The organism is Micromonospora sp. NPDC000668, assembly GCF_042897975.1.
Lineage (GTDB): Bacteria > Actinomycetota > Actinomycetes > Mycobacteriales > Micromonosporaceae > Micromonospora.
Genome location: NZ_JBIAYP010000002.1, coordinates 34,503 through 60,415, shown reverse-complemented (window position 1 = coordinate 60,415; position 25,913 = coordinate 34,503). Strand labels below are relative to the sequence as shown.

The following is a 25,913-nucleotide window of genomic DNA, read 5'->3' as shown; positions in this document are numbered from 1 at the left end:
CAGCGGCGGCAGCTGCTGCGACGCGCCGGAGGCGTTCCACGTCAAGCACCGTCATCGGCTCCCCGTTCCTGCTCGACCTGCGCGCGCGCCAGGTCGTGCACCACTGCTGCCACCATCTCCCGCAGTCGGCGGAGCTCGCCCGCGGTGAGGCCGAGCTCGTAGCTGTGGTGATGGCCCGCCCTGGACAGCGCCGACCATGCGTAACCGGCCCGGGCGGCGATGTGCCGGCCAGCGGGGCGGTCAAGGACGAGAAATTGGGGCGACCGGGCGCGCATCGAAACGATCTCCGGGCGCGACCGCAGCCAGTAGTCGTCCATCGCGGTCTCCAACGCCAGCCGGAGCAGCCAGGCGCAGGCGCGCGGCCAGGCGCCACGCGTACCGCGCATGACGCTGGTCAGCAGCTGGTCGGCGGTGCGGCGGGCCAGGTTCTGAAGGTCGAGGTAGGCGCGGCCGCCAACTGTGGCGCGGGTCGGACGTGCGGTCACAGCAGGATCTCCAGTGCCTCTCGGAGCGTCGCTCTGCCTTGGGAAACTCGCGAGCGATCGTCAACAGCTTTGATGGTGATGCGCCGGGCCGTCTCAACCAACGCCGCAGCGCCGCGTACGCCAGGTCTGGTCCCTCACGGTGCCGTAGCCGGATCGCGTCAACGATGCTGCGCTCCGGGCCGTAGATCCCGATCGAGGTAGCCAGATCAAGCGGCAGCTCCGTACGTCCGATCTCGAAGGTTGTCGGGTCAAACCAATGCCAGGCGACGGGTGCGGTTGTAGCCGGCCGATGCCCCACGGGGTAGTGCGACATCGATGCGGGAGGGGATTTCGTCGGTGAGGCCGTGACGAGCTAGCGCGGTGGTCAGGCACAGCGTGCCTGAGGGGGCGCGGCGGGCGAGTTCTATGAGGTCAATGTCGGCCATTGCGGCGCCGTGCCGCCGGTAGAGACCGCGACCGATGGATGCGATGAGCCCTTGATCCCTCAACCGGTACAGCTGCCACTCAGAGAGGCCAGCGTCGAGGGCCTCGGAGTAGCTAAAGGTGACCGGGAGGGCGCTAAGGGGGGTGCGCCCGGTTTCTGATCTTTCCTCCGACCCCACAAGGAAACTCGATACACATTGCCGCAACCTGTAGCGGATTCCTTGGCTGGGGTTCATGCGGTCCGTTACATGACGTAGTCGGTTTGGAGATAATGCCTGGTCAGACGACTACCTACCGTCAACCCGTCATCACGAACGGCCTGGGCGTCGGCGTCGTAACACCCGCCGCCCAGGTCTCAGACGGGAGAAACACATGCGTACCAAGAAACAAGCCCGGCGGTTCGGTGCCCGAGCGTCCGTACTCGTGCTCGGTTTTGTCGTGGCCGGAGTGGTGATCGCCCCGGCGAGCCCGGCGTCCGCCGCGGTCCCCGGTCTGGTGCGGGTCTCCGTGACCAGCGTCAGCAACTCGGCCGACTTCCACAGCGCCACGGCGACCTGTCCGGTCGGGAAAGGTGTTGACCGGTACGGGCTACGAACTGAACGGGGTGACCGGTGAGGGTGTCGTCGACGACCTGCGCCCCAACGGTGGTCCGGCCACCGCGCCGACGGCCGTCACCGTGGGCGCCTACGAGACGGAGGCGTTCGCGGGCAACTGGTCGGTGACGGCGTACGCGATCTGCGCCAACCCGGTGCCCGGTCTGGTGCGGGTCTCCACGACCAGCGTCAGCGACTCCGCCGACTTCCACAGCACCACGGCGACCTGCCCGGTCGGCAAGGTGCTGACCGGTACGGGCTACGAGTTGAACGGTGTGACCGGCGAGGGTGTCGTTGACGACTTCCGTCCCAACGGTGGTGTCGCCGCGGCGCCGACGTCGGTCACCGTCGGCGCCTACGAGTCGGACGCCACCGCCCTGAACTGGTCCGCGACCGCGTACGCCATTTGCGCCAACCCGCTGCCCGGCCTGGTGCGCGCATCCACGGTGGGCACCAGCAACTCCCTCGACTTCCGCAGCGTCGTCGCGACCTGCCCGGTCGGGAAGGTGATGACCGGCGCCGGCTACGAGCTGAACGGGGTCACCGGCGAGGGCATCGTGGACGACTTCCGCCCCAACGGTGGTCCGGCCACCGCCCCGACGTCGGCCGCCTCGGGCGCGTACGAGGAGGACGCGTTCGCCGGGAACTGGTCCGACACGTCGTACGCCATCTGCGCGACCGCGTAGCAACCACGCATCCGGTGCAGCCGCCGCGCGCATTCGCGGGGCGGCTGCACCGGTGACGTGTCAGGTCAGGAGCCGCCCTGGCGGTGCACCCGCCCCTCCCGGGCGACCGTGGAGCGGCCCTGGTCGCGCTCAGTGCCGGCGGAGCCGGTCGCGGTACGGCGGTGCCGTTGATCGGGCGAGTGCTCCATGGGCGAGCCCTGGCGGCCCGGAGCGCCGCTGCCCGGATGCCGCCGGCCTCGTGCCGACTCGCCGCCGCTGTCGTGTTTGTTCTGCTTGTGGCTACCCATGCATCGTGCGTACCCGGTCGCTCGGCGGCTAGTCCTGAGCCCGGTCGGGGCCGTGGTGGCGGCAGCCCAGCTCGACACGACACCAGGCGGTTCGCGCCCCTCGATGCCGCGATATGGCGCCAGCGGACGGCATGTAGGAGTGCCTGACCGTAGCGTCCGAACAGCGCAGGTCCCAAGCGCGCGATCGAGGGAGGTAGTCATGACGATGGCCGGCGAATTGACCTTGCCGGGGGAACAGGCTCCGATCACCGTCCATCCGGACCGTTGGCGGGCGGCGTTGCCACCGGACGCGTGGCCTGACAACTTTCCGTTGAGCGGCGGCGTCTGGCGGCGCGACGTCTTCGCCGTGGCCGATGCCTACCGGGCGGGTTCGGCAAGCCCTCGGCAACTGCTGACCGCCGTGCTGATGTGGGGCTACGGACCCATCGGGTACGGGCCCTGGCGAGCCGCCAAGTCGCTCGACGCCGATCCGGAGGGCCAGCGCCTGGCCCACGCCCTTGAAGCAGTGTCGGCGCCGGACGAGGACGCGCTGCGTACGGCGTACCGCCGCTTCCGCGACCCCAACCACGCTCGCCTGCCGTGGTTGGGGCCGGGCTTGTTCACGAAGGTCCTCTACTTCGTCGGCTACCGGCGAGGGGTGGGCGGTGTGCAGCCGCTGATCCTCGACCGCGTGGTCGCCAGCCGTCTCCCCGCCGAGGCCGGCGTCGGTCGCCGAAACGGCTGGTCGTCCGAGGAATGGCTGGCGTATCTGCGTTGGGCGGCCGAGGAGGCGCAGGCCAGAGGCATTGAACCGGACGCGGTCGAGATGGCCGTCGGCGACAACCGCTGAGGCGGCTACGACACAGCGCGGAGGCGGGCGTCGAGGGCGTCGAGGTCGGGGACGAACCAGATGTGCCCGGCACGGTTCGACTCGTGCACCAGGGCACGCAGCGCCGAGCTCTCCGCCAGGTGAGCCGAGATGTCGCCGACCACGGCCAGCCGCAGCCGGTAGTTCACGAACTTCTGCATCACCTCGCCGGCGAAGCGGGTGCCCAGCGAGAAGAAGCGTTCGTCGAGCCGGCTGGCCGGCACGGCGACCACCTGGGCGCCGAGGAACGCCGCGCCGATCAGGTCCAGCGCGTCCTGCTCGGTGGCTATCGGCGGGCCGGCCGGGTCGCAGACCAGCACCTGCACGCCGACGCGTTCCTGGACCTCGTCAGGCATCGTTGACCTCCCGGTCGAACAGGCCGTTGTCGGCGTTGAGTACGGCGTCGAGCAGGTGCAGCAGCTCGGCGGTGGCGGCGGGATCGCCCAGGATGATGATCTTCAAGCGGTGCCGCTCCTCGTCGTGCACGGTCTGCACCCGTAGCGGGTTGGCCGGGTCGTGGCCGGTGTTGGCGCTGGCGAGCATGAGCGTGCCGAGTCGGTCGGCGGTGGCCCGGTCGACGCCGTCGATCTGCACGATGCTCGACACCTCCGCCGGTCCGGCCGTCGTGGTGGCGGTGCGGGTCTGCCCGGTGAACGCGTCGAGGTCGCTGGCGGCGATGCGGTACTGCTTGCCGATCCGCACCGCCCTCAGCCGGCCGGACCGGATGTAGCCCCGCACCGTGCGCACGTGCAGGTCGAGCCGGTCGGCGACCTGCTCTACCGAGTACATGTCTTCCTTCATCGCTCCCTACCCTACCCCGATAGGGAAGGTTAGGGAGTGATGGGAGTGCGCCCGACGGCATCAGCTCCAGAGGGCCTGGGGAACACCAGGCCGCCGTCGACGGCGGCCCTCAGCAACGACCCGAAAAGCAGCCGACCGTTGTCGGACGGTTCCAGTACCGTCTGGAAACCATGGACGCGCGGCTCGGCGACGCCATCATCGGGCGGGATCATCCGGTCGGTCTGCTGCGCGCTGAGCTGGATCGGGCCGCTACCAGCCACGGCGGTCTCGTCCTGGTCACCGGCGAGCCGGGCATCGGCAAGACGACCCTGGTCACGGCGGCGGCCCGGGAGGCCCGGCAACGCGGCGCGCTGGTGCTCGGCGCCGCCTGCTGGGATTCCGACAGCGCCCCCGGCTACTGGCCGTGGGTGCAGGTGCTGCGCGGCCTGCAACGCTCCGACGACTGGGCGGTGGCGCGCCCGGCCGCGGAGCCGGCTCTCGCGGCCCTGCTCGGCGAGGCCGACACCAACGGCGAGCAGGTCGGCCGCACCGCCAGTTGGGCCGGCGTCGACACGGGCGCGGACCTCGGCGACCGCGAGGCTTTCGCCCTGTACGACGCGGTGACCGCCGCACTGGTCGCGGTCTCCCAGGAGCGGCCGGTCGTGGTCGTCCTCGACGACCTGCACTGGGCCGACCCGGCCTCGCTGCGGCTGCTGGGGTTCGCCGCCCAGCACACCTGGTTCGAGCGGCTGCTGCTGATCGGCACCTACCGCGACGCGGAGGTCGAGTCGGGCGAGCACCCGCTGCGCCCGCTGCTGATGCCGCTGGTCACGAAGGCGACCACCATCACCCTCACCGGCCTGTCACGGGACGAGGTGGCCGCGCTGATGGCGCGCACCGCCGGGCGGGAGCCCGACGCCGGTCTGGTCGACGAGGTGCACCGCCGTACCGGGGGCAATCCGTTCTTCATCGAGCAGACCGCCCGGCTGTGGCGCGCCGACGGTGCGGGCGGCACGATCGCACCCGGCGTACGGGAGGCGGTCCGGCGTCGGCTGGCTCAGTTGCCCCCGGCCGTCGTCGAGGCGCTCACCGTCGCCGCCGTGTTGGGCCGGGAGTTTCACCGTCAGGTCCTGGCGGCCAGCGTGGCGGCGCCGGCGGCGCAGGTCGACCGGCTGCTCGACCGGGCGGTGACCGCCCGACTGGTGGTCGCCCGGGGTGGCGGCCGCTTCGCATTCGCCCACGACCTGGTCCGGGAGACGCTCTACGACGGGCTCACCGAGGAGGACCGCCGGGCCCGGCATGCCGACGTCGTCCGGGCGGTCGACGCTCTGGCAGAGCTCACCGAGCGGCTGATCCCGGCCGACCTGGCCCGCCACGCCTACCTGGCCGGCCCCGCGCTTGACCGGGCCCGGGCCACCGAGCTGCTGGTGACCGCGGCACGGGATGCGTCCTCCCGGCTCGCGACCGACGAGGCGAGGGTGCACTTCGGCCGGGCGCTGGAGGTCGTCGAGGACCGGGCACAGCGGGTCCGGATCCTGGTCGAGTTCGGTCAGCTGCGCTACCACCACGCCGGCCGGGAAGAGGCCGGGCAGTTGCTCGCCGAGGCCGCAACGCTGGCCCGTAAGGTCGACGACCCGGTCCTGCTGGCCCGCGTCGCTCTCACCGTCAACCGCACCCGCCAGGTGGAGATTGGGCGCTCGGTCGACGGGGTGGAGCTGCTGCGGGAGGCGTACCGGAGGCTGATCGGCGAGCCGGATGGCGCCGCGTCGGTCGGCACGTTGATCGCCGACCTGATCACCGCCACCGAGACGATCGCCCGCCGGGGCCGGGACGACGAGACGCTCACCTTCAGCCTGTGGGCCCGCCACGACACCACCTGGGGCTTGGGCACCGCTGGTGCACGGGCGGCGCTGACCGCCGAGATCCGGGACGTGGCGCGCCGCACCGGCGACCGGGAGACCGAGCTGTGGGCCACCTCGCTGCGCTGGGTGGCGCTGGTGGAGCTCGGCGACCCCCGCTTTGTCGAGGAGCTCACCACCTTCGTCGCCGCGAGCGAGCAGGACGGCCTGGCCCGACCTCGGATGGCGGCAGCCGTGGACGGTGGGATCATCGCGGCGTTCCGGGGTGACTTCGTCGAGGCCGACGAGCGTTTCACCGTCCTCACCGACATCGCCGACCCGGGCCATGCCGAGTTCGCGTTCATGGGCCATCACCTGCGTTGGTCCCGGCTACTGCTGCAGGGCCGGTTCGAGGAGGCCGGCACTCTGCTGAACGGGTTGGGTCCCACCGACTACCCCTACCGGGATCTCCTGCTGGCGATCACCGCGGCGGAGCGCGGTGACGACGAAACGGCGGTCCGGCTGACCGCCGGTATCGAGGCCGCCGACATCCGGTACCCGCGTCCGGTGTCGCCGCTGTGGCTGCGGCTGCGCGCGCAGGCTGCCGCGGCGTCCCGCGACCCGCAGCGCTGCGACGACGCACGAGCCGCGCTGGCCCCACACCGTGGAGAGTGGATGGTGGGGCTCTTCGGCTGTGACATCAGCGGTCCCGTCGACCACTGGCTGGCGGTGGTCGACGCCGCGCAGGAGCGCTGGGGCGACGCCATCGCCGGTTTCGCGGCGGCCCGCGACGCGGCCGACCGGATGGGTGCCCGGACCTGGTCGCTCATCGCCAACGCCGGGCTGGCGACCGCCCTGGCCCGCCGTGACGAGCCGGGCGACGCCGCGACGGTGGCCGCACTGCGCGCCGCCACCGCCCGGGAGGCCACCGCGCTCGGCATGGCGCAGGTGCTCGACCGGCTCGGTGGCCCGGCACCCACCGACGCTGCCAAGCCGGGCCAGGTCATCGGGTCGGGCCAGGCCGTCGCGCCGCGCCAGGTCGTCAAGCCGGACCAGGCCGCCGGGTCGGGCCAGGCCATCGGGCTGCGCCAGGTTCCGCCGGCCGGAGCGCCGTTCGAGGAGTACGAGTTCCGCCGCGACGGGCCGGTCTGGCAACTCGCCTACGGCGGTGCCGTCGTACACCTGCCCGACGCCAAGGGGCTGCACGACCTGCACCTGCTGCTGAGCCGGCCCGGCAGTGACGTACCGGCGGTCGAGCTGCTCGACCCGGCGGCCGGGCCGGAGTTGGTCGCCGCCCGCCGGATGGGTGGCGACCCGGTCCTCGACGACGAGGCGAAGGCCCGCTACCGACGGCACCTGGCGCGCCTCGACGAGGAGATCGACCGGGCTGCCGTGCGCGACGACGACCGGAAGGTGGCCGAGTTGGACGCCGAGCGCGGCGCGCTGCTCGACGAGCTGCGTGCGGCTGCCGGGCTGGCCGGTCGGAGTCGGCGGCTGGGCGATGAGGCTGAGCGGGCGCGCAAGACGGTGACCGCGCGGATCCGGGACACGCTGCGCAAGCTCGACGAGCGGCACCCGGCGCTCGCCAGCCACCTGCGCGAAGCCGTTTCGACCGGCAGCACCTGCCGCTACCTGCCGACCCAGCCGCTGCGCTGGCGGCTCTGAAGACCGTGAGGCATGGACCCGGCCATCCGAGGGCCGGGATGCCGGGACTGACGCGGGTATCCACGGCCGGCGCGATGCCCGATCGGCGCCGGCCGTGGGTCCGGCTCAGTCCTTGTCAGGGCTGGGGTCCAGGACCCGGGCGAGCCAGTCGGTCTGGGTGCGCCGGGCCGCGGCCGAGACGCGGACATGCGGGAACAGCGCCGAGAAACCGTGGAAGCCACCGGCCCACAGGTGCAACTCCGCCTGGCCGCCGGCGGCCCAGATCCGGGTCGCGTAGGTGACGTCCTCGTCGCGGAAGACCTCGGCGGTCCCGGCGTCGATGTAGGTGGTCGGCAGGCCGGACAGGTCGTCCGCCAGCGCGGGTGAGACGTACGCGGAGACGTTCTCGCCGGTGTGCTCACCAAGGACGCTGCGCCAGCCGAATTCGTTCATTTCCCGGGTCCACACGCCGTCCAGCCCGCTGTACTGACGGCTGGAGGTGGTGGTGTTGCGGTGGTCGAGCATGGGGCACGACAGCAACTGGGCGGCGATGACCGGGGTGCCGAGGTCGCGAGCCATGAGCGTCACCCCTGCCGCGAGGCCACCTCCGGCGCTGGCACCGGCTACGACGATGCGGGCGGGGTCGATGCCGAGGTCTGCGGCGTTCTCGGCCACCCAGAGCAGGCCCTGGTAGCAGTCGTTGACCAGGGTCTCGCCAGTTGCCTCCGGCGCCAGCCGGTAATCCACGGAGACCACGACGGCGCCGAACAGGTCGAGCCATTCCAGTGGGATGTCGATGTTCGAGAAGCGGTCGCCCCACATCATCCCGCCGCCGTGGATCCAGTAGACGCAGGGCGCTCCAGCGGCACGATCGGTGGGGCTGAAGATGGACAGCGGGATCGGAACCCCGTCACCGGCCGGGACGGTGACCTCGCGCCGCTTCACCGCGCGGCCTTCCAGGTGGGTCTCGATCGGCGGTTGGGGGAAGTGGCGCAGCTGCTCGATCGTCTCGGGGCCGAGGGGCGGCATGGGCGGCAGTTCGGCCAGGGGCACGAGCAACTCGGGGTCGATGCCCGGTCGGGGGGTGTTCATCAGGGTCCTCTCGCTGATCAGGGTCGGGGTGATGGGTGTGGTCGCCGGTTCAGAAGGTCGCCTTGCCGCCAACGGGCACCGCGTCGGTGTACGTCGACTCGCCGGCCAGCAGCGGCTGAAGCTTCGCGACCAGGGCCTGCGCCTGCTCGCCGCCGAAGAACGCGCTGTGCGCCTCGGCGCTGGTCCAGCCTTCGATGACGTGGACGACGTCGGGGTTGGAAGCCGAGCGGGACACCAGGAAGACGAGGCAGTCGTCGTGGGGCAGGGACGGCGCGTCGAGCAACAGCTTGATCAGCTCGTCAGCCTTTCCCGGCTGGGCGGTCATGGTGGCCTGGAACCCGTGCTGGGCAGTCATCGAAGTGTCTCCTCAATCATCGAGCTGCGATCAGCTCGTGGGAAATTGACACTCCTATGGAAGCATCGCCACCAGGGAAAACGTTAGACAGATGCTCCCGGCCTCTTGCCTGATCCTACTGTTGTGGCGAGTATTGGCCTTGTGCTTCAATCGGGCCGTGGACCTCGAAGAGCTGCGGGCGTTGCTGGCCCGCCACGCCCGCCCGGACATGAGCACCGCCATCGACGGGGTGCTGATTTCGAAGGTCGAGCACCAGACCGCGCCCACCACGTCGATGTCGGGCACCGTGCTGGCACTCATCGCCCAGGGCGCCAAACAGATGGCGCTGGGCGACCGCGTGTACGAGTACCGCGCCGGTCAGTACCTTGTCGCGTCGGTCGACCTGCCGGTCACCGGCCACTTCACCCAGGCCAGTGCCGACTCGCCGGCTCTCGGGTTCGGGCTGCTGCTGCACCCGGCCACGGTCGCGGAGTTGCTGTTGCAGGCGGCACCGGGCGATCTCCCGCCCCTGACCGGCGGGACGCCGTCGGGGATGGTGGTCAGCGACGCTCCCGACGAACTCGGCGACGCGGTGATCCGACTGCTTCGGCTGCTGGACCGGCCGCGGGACGTCAGGGTGCTCGCGCCCCTGATCAAACGGGAGATCCTGTGGCTGCTGCTCGCCGGCGAGCAGGGTGCCGCCGTCCGGCAACTCGGTCTGGCCGACAGCAGCCTCAGTCACGTCGCCCGGGCGGTCCGGTGGATCCGCGATCACTATGCGCAGCCGTTCCGGGTGGAGGATCTGGCGCGGCTGTCGGGGATGAGCGTGTCGGCGTTCTACCGCAACTTCCAGGCCGTGACCGCCATGAGCCCGATCCAGTTCCAGAAGCAGATTCGGTTGCAGGAGGCGCGGCTCCTTCTCGCCACACACCCCAACGACGTCACCGGGGTGGGCATCCGCGTCGGCTACGAGAGCCCGTCGCAGTTCAGCCGCGAATATCGTCGCCAGTTCGGCGCGCCTCCCAGCCAGGATGCCGCCCGCCTGCACGGCATCACCCGCGCCGATGTGCCGGCGGTCGTCTGACCGCCGGCGGACACACCCCGGCGGTCAGACGACCGACGACGGGCGCCGCCACGTCGGTGGCGGCGCCCGTCGATCAGAGCAGGGTCAGCGGCGGTTGTAGCGGTACATGGTGAGCGTGCCGAAGACGACCACGAACCCGACGCTCCACACCAGCAACCACATCGTGGCGGACGCATCCGACGAGCCGGACATGGCCGCGCGGACCGCGGCCACCAGCTGCGTCACCGGGTTGACGTTCACGAACGCCTGGAGCCAGCCGGGCATGGTGCTCGGCTCGACGAAGACGTTGCTCAGGAACGTCAACGGGAACAGCACCATCATGCTGACCCCCATCACCGACTTCTCGCTGCGCAGGACCAGCCCGAAGAACGTCCACACCCAGGAGAACGCGAACGAGAAGACCACCAACAGCCCGATCCCGGCGGCGACGCCGCCCACCCCACCGTCGGGCCGGAACCCGAGCGCCAGCCCGACGCCGAGGATCACCAGGGAGGCGAGGATGTACCGCAGCACGTCGCCGAAGATCATGCCGACCAGGGCGGCCGGCCGCCAGACCGGCAGCGTCCGGAACCGGTCGAAGATGCCCTTCTCGATGTCGGTGTTGAGGCCGACGCCGGTGTACATGGTGATCATCACGACGCTGGTGACCATGATGCCGGGCAGGAAGAACTGCAGGTAGTCGCGCGGGCTGTCGGCGAGGGCGCCGCCGAACAGGTACGTGAACATCAGCACCATGATGATCGGGAACGCGGTCACGTCGAAGAGCTGCTCCGGCACGTGCTTGATCTTCAGCATGGCCCGCCAGCCGAAGATCAGCGACGCGCCCAGCGCGCTCGGCCGGGGCGGTCGTGCACCGGGCGCGAGCACGGTCGCCAGCGCCTCGGCGGACGGGACGTAGACGGACGGCGCCCGTTCGGTCGTGGTGGTGGTGGCCTCGCTCATCGGGCTGCCTCCAGCTGGTCGTCCCGCTCGTCGGCGGGCACGGCGGGGTGGTCGGTCAGGGCCAGGAAGACCTCGTCCAGGCTGGGCTGGCCGAGGGAGAAGTCGTCGACGACGATGCCGGCGCGGGCCAGGTCGCCGAGCGCGCGGGCGGCCTGCGCGCTGGCGTCGAGGTCGCTGCCGGCCTCGCCGACCCGAGCAACCAACGCGACCGGATCGGCTTCGAGCTGCACCGGTACGCCGAGTGCCGCCTGGAGCACCTTCTCCGCCTCAGGCCGCTGCCCCGGGTCCCGCAGTCGCAGGTGGACGGTGCCGGAGCCGACCGACGACTTCAGCTCGCCCGGGGTGCCCTCCGCGATCACCCGGCCGTGGTCGACGACCGCGATCCGCCCGGCGAGCTGGTCGGCCTCGTCCAGGTACTGGGTGGTCAACAGCACCGTGGTGCCGTGTGCCACCACCGCCCGCACGATCTCCCATACCTGGTTGCGGCTGCGCGGGTCGAGACCGGTCGTCGGCTCGTCGAGGAAGAGCAGGTCGGGGGTGTTGAGGATGCTGGCGGCGATGTCGATGCGCCGCCGCATCCCACCCGAGTACTTCTTCACCTGGCGGTCGCTCGCCTCGGTCAGGCCGAACGCGGCGAGCAGGGCCGCCGCGCGGTCGCGGGCTGCCGGCTTGCGCAGGCCGAGCAGGCGGGCGAGGAGCACCAGGTTCTCCGTACCGGTCAGGTCCTCGTCGACGGAGGCGTACTGGCCGGTGAGGCTGACCCGGCTGCGGACGGCGTCGGCCTCGGTGACCACGTCGTGCCCGAAGACCCGCGCCTTGCCGCCATCGGGTCGCAGCAGCGTCGCGAGCACCCGGACCGCGGTGGTCTTGCCCGCCCCGTTGGGGCCGAGCAGGCCGTAGACGGTGCCGGCGGGCACCTGGAGGTCGATGCCGGCCAACGCCCGGGTGTCCCCGAACGAGCGGGTGAGCCCCTCGGCCTCGATGGCCAGGCCGGTGGTGCGTCTACTCATGATCCTTACCTTTCGTCAGACGTTTTCAGGAGGCGTACGGCCGGGCGGCGCGGCCGTCGCGCAACGCCAGACCCCACCAGCGGAGCTGGTCGAGCAGGACGCGGGTGTCCCGGCGTAGCTCGTCGGTGCACTGCGGCGTCGGTTCACCGGCGAGCAGGTCGATCCCGACGACGTCGCGCACCGTCATCGCGTGCAGCGCCGTGAAGACGGTGCGCAGTTGGTCGACCGCGTGCAGGCCGGTGGACCGGCAACCGTACGACACGAAGCCGACCGGTTTGGCCTGCCACTCGTCGTACGCATAGTCGATCGCCTGTTTCAAGGGTGCCGGGAAGCTGTGGTTGTACTCGGGGGTGACCACGACGAACGCGTCCGCCCGGCCGACCTCGCGGACGAACGCCCGGATGGATGCGGTCGGCTCGGCCGGATAGCTGGCCGGGAAGTCGTACTCGCTGAGGTCAACGACTGTCACCGTGAGGTCGTCGTGCCGCTCGGCCTGATCGACGAACCAGCGGGCGACCCTGTCCCCCGCCCGCCCCTCGCGGGTGCTGCCGACGATCACGGCGATCCTGAGCGGTGTCATCGTTTCCCCTCCCGGCCTCCGGACTCTCACCAGTCAGGCGCGAGGGGACGGCCGGCGGCCCGCTAGATCCGATCTAGCGGGCGCGGACTCCTTGTCGCCAACGGTGCCCTGATGCCCCAACCGAAGTCGACGACCGATGCTGGCCGTCCGGCTGTATCAGCCCTCTGACCAGTGCATCCAGTCAGCCAGACGACAGTGTTGCGGCCATTCCATTGAGTAATGAGGCCCGATATTTGTACGTTTCCTGGCGGCACGGGCAGGCAGGGATGACCGTTCCGGTGAGGCCGCATCACGGTGTGGTAACAAGTATTAGCGGTGTAGATCTGTCGGCATTTAGCGCCCGTACCCACAACGGCAGGTCACAGTGTTCTCCGTCACACGAGTCTCTTCCTAAACATTGCGAGCTGTCCTATTTGGTCGGGACTTCGACATGGTTCGTGGTGCTGTAGCAGCGTGTACCCCCTCGGGTACTCATCGCTGTCGCAGGGCGGGGAGCGTGATGGTCATGGACGAGCCGCACTCCGTACGAAAGATGATGATGAACATTGCCTTCGCCGGGGCGGCCGCCGTTCTTGTCACCGCCGCAGGCGGCACAGGTTGGCTCCGACACCGCCTCGATGCGTACGGCGAATGGTTCGTCCGCAACGGCAACCTTCTGGAGGGCCTCGCACGAACCCTCTGCCTGGCGGCGGCGCTCATCCTCGGCGGGGTGATCTTCTCGAGGTTGCGGCAGCGTCTGGGCGAGGAGAAGACCGTGGCGCAGCGCCCGGGACAACCCGACGTCCCGTGGTTGCAGCGCCTACAGGCGTCGGCGGCCGAGCGCCTCAGCGAGCAGGACCGCAAGGCGATCACGATGTTCGTGGAGCTCATCGTCGACCCGGCCCGCTCCCGCTCTCGGCTGGCGGAAACCGTCGACCTCGACGAGCGGGCGGTAAGGCAGCAGGTGTCGATCTCGTTCGCGCTGCCCGACGCCGAGGACGGCGGAAGGGCTCTCTACATCCCGATCCTGCAGCCGATAAAGGGCGAGCTGGTGGACAACTTCCAGCTCCAGTCGGCCGGCGGCAGTTCGTTGCCGACGCTCTCCTACGAGGAGACCACCAAGCTGGCTGCGGCGGGGCTTCGGCTCATCCTGATGGAGATCTTCGCTGCCAAGGATGCGCCTTCCCCGCCGAAGACCCTGGACGAGCCCGTGCGCGCGGCCGAGCTGGCCATGCTTCAGATCGTGGCGACCCGCGGGCCACTGCACACCGGTCAGGTGCACGGACGGTTGGACGTCATTCTCGAGGAGATCAAATTTCCCGACGACGACAGCCGCGAGCGCGTCCGCAAATACGTCGCGGCCCTCAGCTGGTCGTACCCGATCGTCGCCGTTGTCTCCACGGTTGACGCATCCAGCGGGCGATTCCTGATCAAGTACGAGCGGACCTTCGTGCCGGCGTCGCTGACCACGAGCTGGCGGGGGCTGCTCCGGCTCGGGCTCGGTCTCAAGCCGGACAAGGTGGCGATACCGGTGGAACTGGCGCTCACCGCCGAAAGCTACCACCTGCGGGTCAACGCTCCGGCGAACAAGTACGTCATCAAGCAGTACCTGCAGTGCCGGCACTGCCGGGTCCTGCTGACTCGCCAGTGGCGCGGCAGGGCGCCGGTCGGGATCCCCGCCGACGAGGACCGGGCCGGTAAGAAGCCCGACAACAAAAGGCACCTCTGCGCGCACGAGCTCGACCAGACGAGAAGTGCGACCGACGACGACCGGGTCACCGACCACCATTTTCGAGTTCGTCGCAAGCGCGGGCAAAACTTTGTGCATGTCTATATGCGGGGATATTCCAGGGCCGCGCCGAAACTGCGAGACCTGCAACTGATCACCACCTTCAAAGAAACGCCACCCGGTGCCCGTGGGCGCGCGGCGATCACCGCCCTGGCCACCACCCTCCTGCTGGCGGTTGCCGGCAACCTCCTGAACAGCCCGCAGGGCACCCAGGTGGGAGGTCTGCCGGCCCTGATGCTCGCGTTGCCGGCAGTGGCCGCCTCGTGGTTCGGCCTCTCGTCGGACAAGGACGCGCTGGTCGGTGGTTCACTGCTTGCGCGTCTGTCACTCGTCGTCAGCGGGGTGGTCTCGGTGATCGCGGTTGTGCTGTATCTCAGCTCCCCGCCACCGAGCGCACCGGCACCGATCGCTGGGGGGAGCATCGCCGACCCGCTGACCTTCGTTGGAATCACTGACTGGCGTTGGATCGCGCTCTGTATCGTCTCGGCGTTGAACCTGACCTATATCAGCTACCGGTTCGCGCTCAAGCTCGTGCACTTCAATGACCTGATAAGGCGCGAAGACCTTGGTGCTGGTGACTTCGCATGGCGATGATGAGAGAGACTGGAGGACCTGTGGCGACACCCGACACACCACAATCTGAGGGTCAGCCCGAGGATCGGTATCTCGTCGACGACGCCGTCTGGGTGTTGCCGTCCAGCAGTTACGTGGACCCGGGGCCGCCGTTGGAGACGAGCCTCTTCGACGATCCTCAGCGCCTCAACCGGGCCTGGTCACTCACCATGTCGACGCTCCGGGCTGAGGCCCGGGAGTCGCCTCAGCAGCGTCGTCAGGTCGAGGATCGCGCCCGTGCGTTGATCGACGAGGCGAACCTGTCGGTCACACCCTCAGGCGACCGCGATGCCGGGAGCTCCGTCGAAGCGCCGGTCCCCGTCGCTGAGCCCAAGGACGGGCCGCGCACGGGTTTTTCGGACCGGGTCGACCGACTTGCCCAGGCGACCCTGCGGGTCGCTCGGCTGCGACACAGTTGAGGAATGGCAAAGGTACGCATCGAGCCGTGGCACGAGGATGACCTCGGCCTGCTGCGACAGCTCAACTCACCGGAGACGCGGAAGCACACCGGCGGTCCGGAGACCGACGAGCAGGTGCTCGCCCGGCACGACCGATACGTGCACTTCGCCGACGCCGGGCAGGGCTGCATGTTCACCCTGGTGCTGCCCGACGGCGCGCGGGCGGGCAGCGTCGGCTACTGGGCGCGGGAGTGGCGTGAGCAGCCGGTGTACGAGATGGGCTGGGCGGTGCTGCCCGCGTACCGGGGGCAGGGGCTGGCCACCGCCGCGGTGCGCGCGGTCGTCGACGTGGCCCGCGCTCGGCGGGCCCGCCGCTACGCGCACGCGTATCCCTCGGTCGACAACCCCGCGTCGAACGCGGTCTGCCGCAAGGCCGGCTTCACCCTGCTGGGCGAGACCGGTTTCGAGTACCCGCCGGGGCACATGATGCGCGCCAACGACTGGCAGCTCGACCTGACCGCCCCACCGGCCGAGGGCTGACGCCGGCGGGGCGGTCACCGCGAGGGCGCGGTCACCAGGTGGTGTCGAGGTGGTGCCGCTGCTCGGCGGTCAGCTCCAGGTCCACCGCCGCCAGGCTCTCGTCGAGCTGAGCCACCGAGGAGGCGCCCACCAGCGGGATCGACGGCAGGTCGCCGCCCAGCAACCAGGCGAGCACCACCTGGTTGACCGTCGCGCCGGTCTGCCCGGCCACCTCCCGCAGCGCGGCCAGCCGCCGCGGCGCGCTCGGCAGGTCGTACGCCGCGCTGAGCGGCTTGTCCGCCCGGGTGAACGCCCCCTTGAGCAGCGGCGAGTACGCCACCAGGGTCAGCTCGGGCTCGGCGCGCAGGTAGCTCAGCAGGTCGCCGCTGACGCCGCCGGGCTCGCCGTCCGGGTCCAGGTCGCTGGCCAGGTCGGTCCGGTTCGGCAGGTAGCTGCGGTGGTACTGGAGCACCTCGTACCCCGGCAGGCCGGCGGCGGCGGCCAGCGCACGGGCCCGCTCGACCCGCCAGGCCCGGTGGTTGCTCGCCCCCAGCAGGCCCACCGTCCCTTCGGCGACCAGCTCGGCGAAGCCCTCCACGGTCTCCGTCAGCGGCACCGCGCGGTCCTCGATGTGCGCGTAGAGCAGGTCCAGCCGCTCCACGCCGAGCCGGTCCCGACTGCGCTCCGCCGACTCGCGGATCACCTTGGCGGACAGGCCCTCGGCGTTGTCCAGGTAGCTGGTCCCCGGAGCCAGCGGACGGCCGCCGACCTTGGTGGCGATGACGATCTCGGCGCCGACGCCCCGGCTGCGCCGCCACCGGCCGAGCAGCTCCTCACTCTGCCCGCCCTGGCCGCCGTCCACCCAGAACGCGTAGTTGCCCGACGTGTCGATGAAGGTGCCGCCGGCCTCGACGTACCGGTCGAGGATCGCGTACGAGGTGGCCTCGTCGGTGGCGCTGCCGAAGAGCATCGCGCCGAGGCTGAGCACGCTGACCTCGCGCCGGGTCGCCGGGTCGGTGCCGATCGTGCGGTACCGCATGGGATCTCCTCTCGTGCGCCCTACCGGTGGGCGCCCGCCCGCCACCCTGCCGGTTGGAGCGCACTCGAGGTCAACCCCTCACCAGGGCAGCTCCCCGTACCCGCCGCCGGCGTCCATCTGGAAGCCCCACAGCAGCCCGCTCGGCCCGTCCGCCGGCAGCGTCGCCAGGTGCACGCTGACCTCGGCGCCCTGCTCCGGCGTCCGGAAGCCGCTGTTGCCGTTGAGGTCGGTGGCGCAGTAACCGGGGTTCGCCGCGTTCACCTTGATCGGGGTGTCCCGCAACTCCTTGGCGTACATCGCGGTGATCATGTTCAGCGCCGCCTTCGACGACGGGTACGGCACCGAGGTCAAGGCGAACAGCGCGCCCGCCGGGTCGGTCATCACCGCGATGGAGCCGACCTCGCTGGAGACGTTGACGATCCGGGCCGCCGGTGCCCGGCGCAGCAGCGGCAGCAGCGCGTTGGTCATCGCCACCACCCCGAAGACGTTCGTCTCGTACACCCGACGCAGTGTCGCCACGGTGGTGTCGCTGGGCAGCGCCCGCTGCCCGTCGCCGAGCACGATCCCGGCGTTGTTGACCAGCACGTCCAGCCGGCCGTACTCGGCCTCGACCAGCTTCGCTGCGGCCGACACCGATTCGGCGTCGGTGACGTCCACGGGCACGAACCGGGCGTCCGCACCGCCGTCGCGTAGCTCCCGCTCCGCTGCCCGACCCCGCTCGGCGTCCCGCGCGCCGACCAGCACGGTCATCCCGAGGCTGCCGAGCTGTCGGGCGGTGGCCAGGCCGATGCCCTTGTTGGCCCCGGTGATCAGGGCGATCATGTTCGTTGTCATGCCCTCGACACTGCCCGCCGGGCCCGGCCGGCGGGAGAGACCGGCTGAGGCTGGGACCAGGGGTACCACCCTCACTGCCGGTGGCTGAGGCAAGCTTGGGGACATGGACCGCAACTGCCTGCGACGCGACGAACTGGCGGCGTTCCTGCGCAGCCGCCGTGCCCGACTGCGCCCTGCCGAGGTCGGCCTCCCCGACGGGGTCCGGCGTCGCACGCCCGGCCTGCGCCGGCAGGAGGTTGCCCAGCTCGCCGGCATGTCGGTCGACTACTACATCCGCATCGAGCAGGGCCGCGGCCCGCACCCGTCCCGGCAGGTGCTGTCCGCGCTGGCCCGGGCGCTGCTGCTCAGCCGGGACGAGCGCGAGTACCTGTTCCGGGTGGCGGGGGAGAGCCCACCACTGACGGCCGGGCCGAGCCGGGAGGTGACCCCCGGGCTGCGGCACCTGATCGACGCGATGACCGAGACCCCGGCGTACCTCGTCGACGCGGCGTACCACGTGCTGGCCTGGAACCGGCTGGCCACGTACTTCGTGGGGGATCTTGCGGCCATGCCCACCACGGACCGCAACATGATCCGCTGGATGTTCCGCCGGCCCGCCGACGACAGGTACTGGACCGACCCCGACCTGATTCGGTTCGTCCGCACCTCGGTCGCCGACCTGCGCGCCGCCTACGGCCGCTACCCCGGCGACCGCGCGGTCCAGCAGTTGGTCACCGAACTGCTCGGCACCTCGCCCCGGTTCGCCCAGCTCTGGGCCGAGCACGACGTGGCCGAACGCCGGCCCGTCGTCAAACGGGTGCCGCACCCCGAGCTGGGGCCGTTGGAGTTCGAGTGCCGGGTACTGCACGTGCAGGAGACCGACCAGCGGATGATCGTCTACGTCCCCGAGCCCGGCTCGCCCACCCAGGCGGTGTTCCGCCGGCTCGCCGAGAGCGTCGCTTCCTGACCCGACCGACAGCCGACCAGCCCATCCCCGTGGGCGGATCGCCGGTAGAACACGCTGTGCCGCTCGCGGCTGCGCACCACCAGGCCGGAGCGCAGCAGCACCCCCAGGTGGTAGGAGACGGTGGCCGGGGCCAGCCGGTGCCGCTCGCTGAGCTGCCCGGTGGAGCGGGGCACGTCCAGGTCCGCCAGGATCGCCGCTCGGCTCGCGCCGACCAGGTCATCGAGCCGGCCCGCCCGGCGCTGCTCCGCCCGCCCCACGCCGAGCGGGTAGACCAGCACCGCGTTGCCCTCGTCGCAAAGCTGGGTGGACACCTGCGGCCAGGCCAGCGCCGACGGCGCGAGCACCAGCTCCGCGCCGGTCAGCGCGGTGGTGATCCGGTACGAGCTGTCGATGGTCAGCGACCTGCCGGTCCAGCCGACCTTCGGGTGCAGATTGTTCAACATGCTGCCCACCCCGGCGGTCGCCATCGCGGTGGCTCGGACGGCCAGTTCGGCCTCCAGCATGGCCCGCACCGCCGGCCACTGCTCGGCGAGCGCGGCAAGCCAGAAGTGCCGCAGCCCGTCGGTGACCCGCCGGGCCAGGGTGCCGTCCTCGACCGCCGCGCGGACCCGCGCCGGCATCCCCTCCGCCGGGTACCGGGCGTTCACCTGGATTGTCACCTCGTCGTCCGGGGTCGCCGCCATGGCCGCCAACTGTCGGTCGAAGACCGCGTCGAGCGGGCCCAGCGGCGGCTTCGGCGTGAGCAGGTCGGGCGTGTAGCCGAGCCGGCCGGGTGGCGTCACCAGCGCCGCGACCAGGGCCACGTCGGGGTGCCGCAGTGCGGCGCGGGCGGCCGGCCCGGGATCGCCGTGCACCGGATGCCCGAACCGGGAGAGCGCGGCCCGCATCCAGGACGTCACCTCCGAGGCCGGCGAGATCGCCAACCGGAGCCGGGCGAGGCTCGGGCCGTCCAGATGCGCGACCATCACAGCGCGGATCGTACAAGCGGTGGCGTCGATGCGCGGTCCGCATTCGAGCTGGTTCGAATCACTACCCGGCGACGCGGCGGGCCGGGTTGGCTGCGACGGCAGAGCCACTCGTCCTGAGGAGAACCCGATGCTCCCACCTGCCTCCGCCCGTCCCGCCGGCCGGCTCGGCCGCACGATCGCCCTGGTCGGAATCACCGCCGGCCTGCTGGCCGCGGCTCCCGCCGCGGTGTCGGCCGCCACCCCCGGCCCGGGCGACACCACTACCGGCGACGCGGCCGCCCGGGGCTGCGAGCGCTCCTTCGACCAGGCCGTCCGGGCGTACGTGGACACCACCGCCCGGCGCGACCTGGACGGCTTCGCCGCGCTGCTGCACCCCGACGTCACCTCCGTCTTCGCCACCGACGGGGAGGTGCTCGACGGCAAGCGGGCCACCGTCGACTGGCTGCGCGGGTTCTTCGCCGACGACTCCTGGACCCAGTCGTTCAGCGTCGCCAAGCAGACCGTGGCGGGCTGCCGCACCGGCTTCGTGCTGTTCGACTCCGTCTACGCGGTGCCGGCCAGCGGCACCCGGGTGCCGCTGCTGATCGGGGTGAGCTACACCTACCAGCACGGCCGATGGCTGGTGCTGCAGAACCAGGATTCCGTCGGCCGGATCTGACCAGGGGGGTCGCCATCCGGGGGGAGGGGCGGGCGCGGCAGCAGCAGCGCCCGCCCACGGCGGCGTTCAGGCGATCTTCTCCAGGGCGGCCGTCGCGAGCGGGGCGATCTTCGCGATCAGGGCGGTGCCGGCCGCCAGGTCGCCGTCGCTCGCCGAGGCGTCCACCTCCATGACGAAGTTGCCGCGTACCAGGATGAGCGTGCACTGGTGCCTGGTCGCCTTGCCCTTCAGCCGCTCGCAGAAGGTGATCACGTCCGGGCCGTTCGGGACCGGCGGGGGCGAGGGCCGCACGATCGTCGAGGTACGCCCGTCGTTGGGCACCTCGTACTGCTTGCACGTCGCGAGGACGGACCGCAGCTCGTCGGCGAGCTTGCGGCCGGGGACCTTCAGGTAGCCAACCACGTACTGCCGGACCCACACGGTCTCGCCGTCCCAGCTCCGCTCGCGGTAGGCGGTGCGCTGACGGTCCGACGGCAGGCTGGCCTTACACAACGAGATCAGCTTCCACGCGTCGGTGTTCTCGTCGGTGTACTGCGCCGTCTCCGGGTGGAACTCCGCGTCCAGGTCCAGCATCGCCCCCGTCACCCGGCTGCTTACCTCGGCGGTGGAGGTCGGCGCCGGGCGCGGCTTCGGCGGGGTCGGTGACGCCGACACCGCCGGCGCGGACCAGCGGGGGGCCTCGGCGGCCTGGCTCGGGGAGCAGGCAGCCGGCACGAGCAGGAGCAACGACAGCAGGGCCAGGATGGTACGGCGGAGCGACATCGTCGGGCGCGGTCCTTTCACGCGGAAAGGGGGCCCGGCCGGGCCCCCTTTCTGTGTGCGCCGTCGCCGGCCGACGTGTTACGCCGGCAGGTAGGCGAACGTGTCCGGGTGCGCGCCCTGCCGGCCGGTTTCGCCCTTGTCCAGCGTGGCGATCCGCTCCATCGCCGCGTCGTCCAGCTCGAAGTCGAAGATCCGGATGTTCTCCTCGATCCGCTTCGGGGTGACCGACTTCGGGAAGATGATGTCGCCGCGCTGCACGTGCCAGCGGAGCACCACCTGCGCCGGGGTCCGGCCGAGCTGCTCGGCGATGTCGACCACCGTCGGGTCGCCCAGCACCATGCCCTGCGCGATCGGCGACCACGCCTCGGTGAGGATGTTGTGCTTGCGGCCGTAGGCGCGAACCTCCTCGTTGCCGAAGTACGGGTGCGCCTCGATCTGGTTCACCGCCGGCACCACGTCCGCCTCGGCGGCCAGCCGCTGCAGGTGCGGCACCTGGAAGTTCGACACGCCGATCGAGCGGGCCCGGCCGTCGCGCTGGAACTCCTCCAGCACCTTCCAGGTGGAGACGAAGTCGCCGTCGTACAGCGTCGGCAGCGGCCAGTGGATCAGGAACAGGTCGATGTAGTCCATCTTCAGCGCCGCCAACGTCGAGTCGAACGCCCTGCGGGCGTCGTCCGGGCGGTGGAAGCCGTTGTTCAGCTTGCTGGTGATGTAGACCGCGCCCCGGTCGAGGCCGGACCTGCGCACGGCCTCGCCCACCTCGGCCTCGTTGCCGTACATCTCAGCGGTGTCGATGTGCCGGTAGCCCACCTCCAGCGCCGTGGCCACCGCGGCGACGGTGTCCTTCGGCTCGATCTGGAACACCCCGAAGCCGAGCTGCGGAATGGTGGTGCCGTCGTTCAGGCTGATGTCGGGAATCGTGCTGGCCACTGCGGCTCCTTCGCGTCTTCGTCGGAGGCATCCGGGGCGCGGAGTCGCGTCCACGTCCGCCACCTTGTCATCCATACCCGAGCGGGAGGTCGATCTTGTCATCCATACCCGAGCGGGAGGTCGATTCACCGTCCCTCCCGTGGTGACGAGCGCAACGCCGTGTGCCGGCCGCTCACCCGGTCGTGTCGAACAGCACCGGCCAGGGTCGCGCCGCCGGCACCGACGGTGGGCCGGGCGGCGTGGGCTCGCCAGCCAGCACCTCGGCGGCGAGCTGCCCGAACATCGGCGCCGCTGGGTGCGCCGAGCGGTCCGGCCAGGCCGCCGAGGTGCGTTTCGGCAGCGGTGTGCCGGCGATCGGCCGCCAGGCGATCCGGGGCTCCCGACGGGCCACCGTCGCTGGCTCCACGGCCACTGCGCCACCGGCCAGCACCAGCCCGAAGAGGAACTCCGGGTTGCGTGCCGGCCGGACCCGGGCCGGCCGGTAGCCGTGCCGTCGGCACACCGCCAGCAGGTGGTCGTGCCAGCCGGGTGCGGTGGCCCGGGGCGCGGCCACCAGGTCGAGGCCGGCCAGCGCGGCGAGCGTCACCTCCCGGTCGCGGGCCAGCGGCGAGGTACGCGGCAACAGCACCCCCAGCGGTACGTCGACCGGGGTGCCGAAGCGCAGCCCGTCCGCCGCCACCGGGTGATGCACCAGCCCCACGTCCAGGTTCCGTTCGGCGAGCATCCGCACCTGCTCGCCGGTGGTCAGCTCGTGCAGCTCTACGTCCAGCCCCGGTGCCCGGGCGGCGAGTTCGTCCAGCAGCGCGCGCAGCGTCACGGCGGGCGTCTCCGGTGGCACCCCGGCCCGCAGGACACCCAGCTCACCCGCGCGGACCTGCCCCATCAGGTTGCGCAGCCGACCCTCACCGGCGAGCAGCTCCTCGGCCTCGCCGAGCAGCAGCTCACCGGCGGTGGTGAGCCGCACCTGACGGCGGGACCGGTCGAACAGCTCGACGGTCAGCTCCCGCTCCAGCCGCTGGATCGACTGGCTCAGTGGCGGCTGGGCCATCCCGAGTTGCTCCGCGGCCCGCCCGAAGTGCAGCTCGTGGGCTACCACCACGAAGTGCCGCAAATGCCGGAGCAGGTCCACGGCCGGACCCTACGCCAGCGCCGGCATCGTGCTGCTGGATACCGTTCCGGGGTGAACGTGGGGGAGCGCATCGAGGTCATCTTCGCCAGTGCGGGCGTGACCGCCAACCTGCACGCCGTCGACCTGGACGCCGTGGACCTGACCGCCGGGTCCACCAGCGGTGCGGCCGGCAGCCGTGGAGAGGTCGGGGTGCGCGCCGACGAGCAGGTGGTGATCGCCTCGATCTTCAAGATCCTGCTGGTGCTGGAGTTCGCCCGGCAGGTCGTCGCCGGTCAACTGGACCCGACCGAACGGGTCCTGGTCACCGCCGCCGACCGGCTCGGCGGGTGGGGGCTGGCCGGCTGCGCCGACGACGCCGAGGTGTCACTGCGTGACCTGGCGTACTTCGCCATGTCGGTCACCGACAACACCGCCGCCGACCTGCTGCTGCGCCGGGTCGGCCCGGACCTGCTGCCGATGCTCGCCGCCGAGCTGGGGCTGACCCGCACCCGCGTCCGAGGCGGCCCCCGGGACCTGGTCGAGGGGATGCTCGCCGACGTGGGCGCGCGGACCGAGGCGGAGTTCGCCCGGATCTTCCCCACCCTGCCGGACGACCGGGTCTGGGCCATGCGGGTCTTCGACCCGGCGCGCACCACGTCCAGCACCGCCCGGGAGATCACCCGGCTGCTCACCCTGATCTGGCGCGACGAGGCCGGCCCGGCGGAGGCCTGCGCGATGGTCCGCACCTGGATGGCCCGGCAGATCTTCTGGACCCGGCTGGCCGCCGGGTTCCCGCCCGGCGTGCGGGTGTCCGGCAAGACCGGCACCCTGCCCGGCCTGCACCTGGAGGCCGGCGTCGCCGAGTATCCGGACGGCGGCCGGTACGCCATCGCCGTCTTCGCCCGTGCCGACCGGCTGACCCCGCGCCGGATCGACGTGGACCTGGCGATGGGGCACGCCGCTCGGACAGCCGTCGAGGCGCTGCGCGGCGATTGATTTCTCGCTCGTCCGAGCCTCGCCACACCGTCCCTGAGCCGGCCCGATATGCGGGTGCGTATCGGTGCGGGTGGTGTTGGATCTTGGACCTGGGCCGAGTGGCGCTGATTGGCTCGTGGCGACCAACCGCCCGACCACGGGGAGTAGATCCTTCATGCCCAGTCTCGACCGCCGTCGCTTCCTCCGCGACGCCGCCGCCACCACCGCCCTCGTCTCCGCCGGCGGCCTCGCCGCCACCAGCTCGGCCGCCCCGGCCCAGGCCGCGCCGCCGGCCGCCGCTCCCGCGCCGACCAGCCGCCGCAGCGGCGCGGTCAGCTTCCGCTGGTGGGGTACGGCCGGCTGGCGCATCGACATCAGGGACCGGACGGTGCTGGTCGACCCGTTCCTCAGCCGGATCGACACCGGGCTTTTCACCGGCGCGTTCAAGCCGGCCACCGCGTTGACCGTGCGCCCCGACGTGATCGACCCGCGGGTCGACCGGGCCACGACGGTGCTGGTCACGCACACCCACTGGGACCACTTCATGGACGTGCCGTACATCGCCGGCCGTACCGGCGCGCGGGTGTTCGGCACGCTGACCGCGTACCACCTGGGGTTGGCCTACGGGGTGCCGTCGACGCAGCTCAGCCCGGTGAAGGGCGGAGAGGTGCTGGACTTCGGCGATCACACCGTTGAGGTGGTCGGCTCGCTGCACAGCCGTAACCCCTCGTACTCGCTGGCCTTTCCGGGGGTGCGGGTGAGCCAGCCGGCGCGGCCGGCGACCATCGCCGACCTGCCGGAGGGGGACACGCTGGGCTACCTGCTGCGGGTCGACGGCGGCCCGTCGGTCTACTTCACCGGGGCCAGCGACGTCGCGGAGCGCAACCTCACCGGCCTGGCGCCGGACGTGGCCATGGTGGCACTGCAGAACGCCACCACCACGGGCGACTACCTGCCCCGGCTGCTGGCCGGTCTGGACTACCCGAAGGTCGTGGTGCCGGTGCACTGGGACAACTTCGAGACCGGGTTGCAGAACCCGCCGGTCGTCGCCCCGGCCGACCGCCAGCGGTTGGACGACATGATCGCCGCGGTGCGTCGGATCTCGCCGCGCAGCCGGGTGCTGGTACCCGAGTACGAGACCGCGTACCACTTCTGACCGACCCCGGGGGCGGTCGCGGCGTGGCCGTCGCGACCCCCGCCGGGTCAGCCAGCGGCCAGGTCCGCGAGGGCGCGCACCGACTTCCAGTTCCGCGTGGTGCCCACCACGCCGAGCTTCTTCTCCAGGTACGCGTTGGTGAACTTCGACCGCCCGTAGCCACCGTCGGGGTAGTGCAGGAAAACCTCCCGACCGCTGACCGTGAACGCCACGTTCTCGCTGCCGGGGACGGTGAGCGCGCCCACCGCCGACTTCGTCGGCCCGCTGCGCAGGAAGGCCACCAGCAGCCTCGTCGGGTCGTCTTCCCGCTCGGCGTACGGGTTGCCGCCGGCCACCGCCGCCAGCTCCCGGGCGCTGCGCACCAGCACCGGCACGGTCAGGCCCAGCTCGTCGGCGAGCGCCCGCTCGATCCCACCGGCCAGTTTTTCGGCGTCGCGCACGCTGCTGCCGAACACCACGTTGCCGCTCTGCAGGTACGTCTTGACATCGTCGTGCCCGAGGTCGGTGACCAGCCGGCGCAAATCCGCCATCGCGAGCCGGGTGGTGCCGACGTTGACCCCGCGCAGCAGGGCGACGTAGCGGGTCATGGGGCTCCTCCTCGGAAACTGGGCGGAC

29 protein-coding genes are annotated in these 25,913 nt (G+C 71.3%); 12 read left to right on the top strand and 17 right to left on the bottom strand.

Annotation, left to right across the window (positions count from 1 at the left end; genetic code table 11):
- Nucleotides 1-41 precede the first annotated feature (41 nt).
- Nucleotides 42-485: a hypothetical protein gene (locus ACFY29_RS09735; RefSeq protein WP_386984821.1), complete on the bottom strand. Its 444-nt coding sequence runs from the start codon at nucleotides 483-485 to the stop codon at nucleotides 42-44.
- Between the two features lie 248 nt (nucleotides 486-733).
- On the bottom strand, nucleotides 734-1,144 hold the full coding sequence (locus ACFY29_RS09730) for a type IV toxin-antitoxin system AbiEi family antitoxin domain-containing protein (RefSeq protein ID WP_386984819.1): 411 nt from the start codon (nucleotides 1,142-1,144) through the stop codon (nucleotides 734-736).
- A gap of 136 nt (nucleotides 1,145-1,280) precedes the next feature.
- Here ACFY29_RS09730 and ACFY29_RS09725 point away from each other — a divergent pair, with 136 nt between their 5' ends.
- Nucleotides 1,281-1,523 (top strand): hypothetical protein, encoded by a 243-nt coding sequence (locus tag ACFY29_RS09725; protein WP_386984817.1) that lies wholly within the window; start codon nucleotides 1,281-1,283, stop codon nucleotides 1,521-1,523.
- Nucleotides 1,480-2,187, top strand: coding sequence for a hypothetical protein (locus ACFY29_RS09720; RefSeq protein WP_386984815.1), 708 nt, complete (start codon nucleotides 1,480-1,482; stop codon nucleotides 2,185-2,187). Before ACFY29_RS09725 ends, ACFY29_RS09720 begins: the two co-directional genes overlap by 44 nt.
- Before the next feature lie 65 nt (nucleotides 2,188-2,252).
- Here the strand turns inward: ACFY29_RS09720 and ACFY29_RS09715 are convergent, their stop codons facing one another.
- Nucleotides 2,253-2,474, bottom strand: a complete 222-nt coding sequence (locus ACFY29_RS09715) for a hypothetical protein (protein ID WP_328423971.1) — start codon at nucleotides 2,472-2,474, stop codon at nucleotides 2,253-2,255.
- Nucleotides 2,475-2,673: 199 nt separating this feature from the next.
- Here ACFY29_RS09715 and ACFY29_RS09710 point away from each other — a divergent pair, with 199 nt between their 5' ends.
- Nucleotides 2,674-3,303 carry a hypothetical protein gene (locus ACFY29_RS09710; RefSeq protein WP_386984813.1) on the top strand — a complete coding sequence of 210 codons (630 nt, stop codon included), beginning with the start codon at nucleotides 2,674-2,676 and terminating at the stop codon, nucleotides 3,301-3,303.
- A 5-nt stretch (nucleotides 3,304-3,308) separates the two neighbouring features.
- Here the strand turns inward: ACFY29_RS09710 and ACFY29_RS09705 are convergent, their stop codons facing one another.
- Complete coding sequence (locus tag ACFY29_RS09705) at nucleotides 3,309-3,677, bottom strand: DUF4180 domain-containing protein (RefSeq protein ID WP_386984811.1); 369 nt, start codon at nucleotides 3,675-3,677, stop codon at nucleotides 3,309-3,311.
- Nucleotides 3,670-4,122, bottom strand: a complete 453-nt coding sequence (locus ACFY29_RS09700; protein WP_386984809.1) for a helix-turn-helix domain-containing protein — start codon at nucleotides 4,120-4,122, stop codon at nucleotides 3,670-3,672. Before ACFY29_RS09700 ends, ACFY29_RS09705 begins: the two co-directional genes overlap by 8 nt.
- Nucleotides 4,123-4,292: 170 nt before the next feature.
- Between ACFY29_RS09700 and ACFY29_RS09695 the strand changes: the two genes are divergently transcribed.
- Complete coding sequence (locus ACFY29_RS09695) at nucleotides 4,293-7,604, top strand: ATP-binding protein (protein WP_386984807.1); 3,312 nt, start codon at nucleotides 4,293-4,295, stop codon at nucleotides 7,602-7,604.
- A gap of 105 nt (nucleotides 7,605-7,709) precedes the next feature.
- Here ACFY29_RS09695 and ACFY29_RS09690 read toward each other — a convergent pair whose 3' ends face one another.
- Complete coding sequence (locus tag ACFY29_RS09690) at nucleotides 7,710-8,675, bottom strand: alpha/beta hydrolase (protein ID WP_386984805.1); 966 nt, start codon at nucleotides 8,673-8,675, stop codon at nucleotides 7,710-7,712.
- Nucleotides 8,676-8,724: 49 nt separating this feature from the next.
- Nucleotides 8,725-9,030: a putative quinol monooxygenase gene (locus tag ACFY29_RS09685; protein WP_386984803.1), complete on the bottom strand. Its 306-nt coding sequence runs from the start codon at nucleotides 9,028-9,030 to the stop codon at nucleotides 8,725-8,727.
- A gap of 157 nt (nucleotides 9,031-9,187) precedes the next feature.
- On the opposite strand from ACFY29_RS09685, the gene ACFY29_RS09680 reads away from it, so the two are divergent.
- Complete coding sequence (locus ACFY29_RS09680; RefSeq protein ID WP_386984801.1) at nucleotides 9,188-10,093, top strand: AraC family transcriptional regulator N-terminal domain-containing protein; 906 nt, start codon at nucleotides 9,188-9,190, stop codon at nucleotides 10,091-10,093.
- Between the two features lie 84 nt (nucleotides 10,094-10,177).
- On the opposite strand, the gene ACFY29_RS09675 is transcribed toward ACFY29_RS09680, so the two are convergent.
- Genes ACFY29_RS09675 through ACFY29_RS09665 form a run of 3 tightly spaced genes read right to left on the bottom strand, consistent with a single transcriptional unit; the run spans nucleotide 10,178 to nucleotide 12,625 of the window.
- A complete protein-coding gene (locus ACFY29_RS09675) occupies nucleotides 10,178-11,035 on the bottom strand; it encodes an ABC transporter permease (RefSeq protein ID WP_328423992.1) in 858 nt (285 codons plus the stop codon).
- Nucleotides 11,032-12,045: an ATP-binding cassette domain-containing protein gene (locus ACFY29_RS09670; RefSeq protein WP_328423994.1), complete on the bottom strand. Its 1,014-nt coding sequence runs from the start codon at nucleotides 12,043-12,045 to the stop codon at nucleotides 11,032-11,034. Before ACFY29_RS09670 ends, ACFY29_RS09675 begins: the two co-directional genes overlap by 4 nt.
- A 25-nt stretch (nucleotides 12,046-12,070) precedes the next feature.
- Complete coding sequence (locus ACFY29_RS09665) at nucleotides 12,071-12,625, bottom strand: NAD(P)H-dependent oxidoreductase (protein ID WP_328423996.1); 555 nt, start codon at nucleotides 12,623-12,625, stop codon at nucleotides 12,071-12,073.
- A 505-nt stretch (nucleotides 12,626-13,130) separates the two neighbouring features.
- Here ACFY29_RS09665 and ACFY29_RS09660 point away from each other — a divergent pair.
- From ACFY29_RS09660 to ACFY29_RS09650, 3 genes are read left to right on the top strand one after another with little or no spacing between them, the layout of a single operon-like run.
- The gene (locus tag ACFY29_RS09660; protein ID WP_386984798.1) at nucleotides 13,131-14,987 is read left to right on the top strand and encodes a hypothetical protein; all 1,857 of its coding nucleotides are present in this window, start codon (nucleotides 13,131-13,133) and stop codon (nucleotides 14,985-14,987) included.
- 20 nt (nucleotides 14,988-15,007) lie between these two features.
- Nucleotides 15,008-15,424, top strand: a complete 417-nt coding sequence (locus ACFY29_RS09655; RefSeq protein WP_386984796.1) for a hypothetical protein — start codon at nucleotides 15,008-15,010, stop codon at nucleotides 15,422-15,424.
- 3 nt (nucleotides 15,425-15,427) lie between these two features.
- Entirely contained in the window at nucleotides 15,428-15,943 is a 516-nt protein-coding gene (locus ACFY29_RS09650; RefSeq protein ID WP_386984794.1) for a GNAT family N-acetyltransferase, read from the top strand.
- A gap of 31 nt (nucleotides 15,944-15,974) precedes the next feature.
- Here the strand turns inward: ACFY29_RS09650 and ACFY29_RS09645 are convergent, their stop codons facing one another.
- Together ACFY29_RS09645 and ACFY29_RS09640 are read right to left on the bottom strand one after the other, a co-directional pair.
- Nucleotides 15,975-16,961 (bottom strand): aldo/keto reductase, encoded by a 987-nt coding sequence (locus ACFY29_RS09645; RefSeq protein ID WP_386984792.1) that lies wholly within the window; start codon nucleotides 16,959-16,961, stop codon nucleotides 15,975-15,977.
- A gap of 78 nt (nucleotides 16,962-17,039) precedes the next feature.
- Nucleotides 17,040-17,795: an SDR family oxidoreductase gene (locus tag ACFY29_RS09640; RefSeq protein WP_386984790.1), complete on the bottom strand. Its 756-nt coding sequence runs from the start codon at nucleotides 17,793-17,795 to the stop codon at nucleotides 17,040-17,042.
- 103 nt (nucleotides 17,796-17,898) lie between these two features.
- Here ACFY29_RS09640 and ACFY29_RS09635 point away from each other — a divergent pair, with 103 nt between their 5' ends.
- Nucleotides 17,899-18,741 (top strand): helix-turn-helix transcriptional regulator, encoded by an 843-nt coding sequence (locus tag ACFY29_RS09635; protein WP_386984788.1) that lies wholly within the window; start codon nucleotides 17,899-17,901, stop codon nucleotides 18,739-18,741.
- On the opposite strand, the gene ACFY29_RS09630 is transcribed toward ACFY29_RS09635, so the two are convergent.
- Nucleotides 18,672-19,706, bottom strand: a complete 1,035-nt coding sequence (locus tag ACFY29_RS09630; protein ID WP_386986616.1) for a winged helix-turn-helix domain-containing protein — start codon at nucleotides 19,704-19,706, stop codon at nucleotides 18,672-18,674. The two genes, ACFY29_RS09635 and ACFY29_RS09630, sit on opposite strands and share 70 nt — an antisense overlap.
- 130 nt (nucleotides 19,707-19,836) lie before the next feature.
- Here ACFY29_RS09630 and ACFY29_RS09625 point away from each other — a divergent pair, with 130 nt between their 5' ends.
- Entirely contained in the window at nucleotides 19,837-20,367 is a 531-nt protein-coding gene (locus ACFY29_RS09625; RefSeq protein ID WP_386984786.1) for a nuclear transport factor 2 family protein, read from the top strand.
- 66 nt (nucleotides 20,368-20,433) lie between these two features.
- On the opposite strand, the gene ACFY29_RS09620 is transcribed toward ACFY29_RS09625, so the two are convergent.
- The 3 genes from ACFY29_RS09620 to ACFY29_RS09610 all read right to left on the bottom strand — a co-directional run bounded on the left by ACFY29_RS09620 (nucleotide 20,434) and on the right by ACFY29_RS09610 (nucleotide 23,188).
- Nucleotides 20,434-21,129, bottom strand: a complete 696-nt coding sequence (locus ACFY29_RS09620; protein ID WP_386984784.1) for a hypothetical protein — start codon at nucleotides 21,127-21,129, stop codon at nucleotides 20,434-20,436.
- Nucleotides 21,130-21,207: 78 nt separating this feature from the next.
- Nucleotides 21,208-22,059, bottom strand: coding sequence for an aldo/keto reductase (locus tag ACFY29_RS09615; RefSeq protein ID WP_386984782.1), 852 nt, complete (start codon nucleotides 22,057-22,059; stop codon nucleotides 21,208-21,210).
- A 172-nt stretch (nucleotides 22,060-22,231) separates the two neighbouring features.
- Nucleotides 22,232-23,188, bottom strand: coding sequence for a LysR family transcriptional regulator (locus tag ACFY29_RS09610; protein ID WP_386984780.1), 957 nt, complete (start codon nucleotides 23,186-23,188; stop codon nucleotides 22,232-22,234).
- A 51-nt stretch (nucleotides 23,189-23,239) separates the two neighbouring features.
- On the opposite strand from ACFY29_RS09610, the gene ACFY29_RS09605 reads away from it, so the two are divergent.
- Together ACFY29_RS09605 and ACFY29_RS09600 are read left to right on the top strand one after the other, a co-directional pair.
- On the top strand, nucleotides 23,240-24,163 hold the full coding sequence (locus ACFY29_RS09605; RefSeq protein ID WP_386984778.1) for a serine hydrolase: 924 nt from the start codon (nucleotides 23,240-23,242) through the stop codon (nucleotides 24,161-24,163).
- A 154-nt stretch (nucleotides 24,164-24,317) separates the two neighbouring features.
- Complete coding sequence (locus ACFY29_RS09600) at nucleotides 24,318-25,298, top strand: MBL fold metallo-hydrolase (protein WP_386984776.1); 981 nt, start codon at nucleotides 24,318-24,320, stop codon at nucleotides 25,296-25,298.
- A 47-nt stretch (nucleotides 25,299-25,345) separates the two neighbouring features.
- Here ACFY29_RS09600 and ACFY29_RS09595 read toward each other — a convergent pair whose 3' ends face one another.
- Nucleotides 25,346-25,885 (bottom strand): DUF1697 domain-containing protein, encoded by a 540-nt coding sequence (locus tag ACFY29_RS09595; protein ID WP_386984774.1) that lies wholly within the window; start codon nucleotides 25,883-25,885, stop codon nucleotides 25,346-25,348.
- Nucleotides 25,886-25,913: the final 28 nt, after the last annotated feature.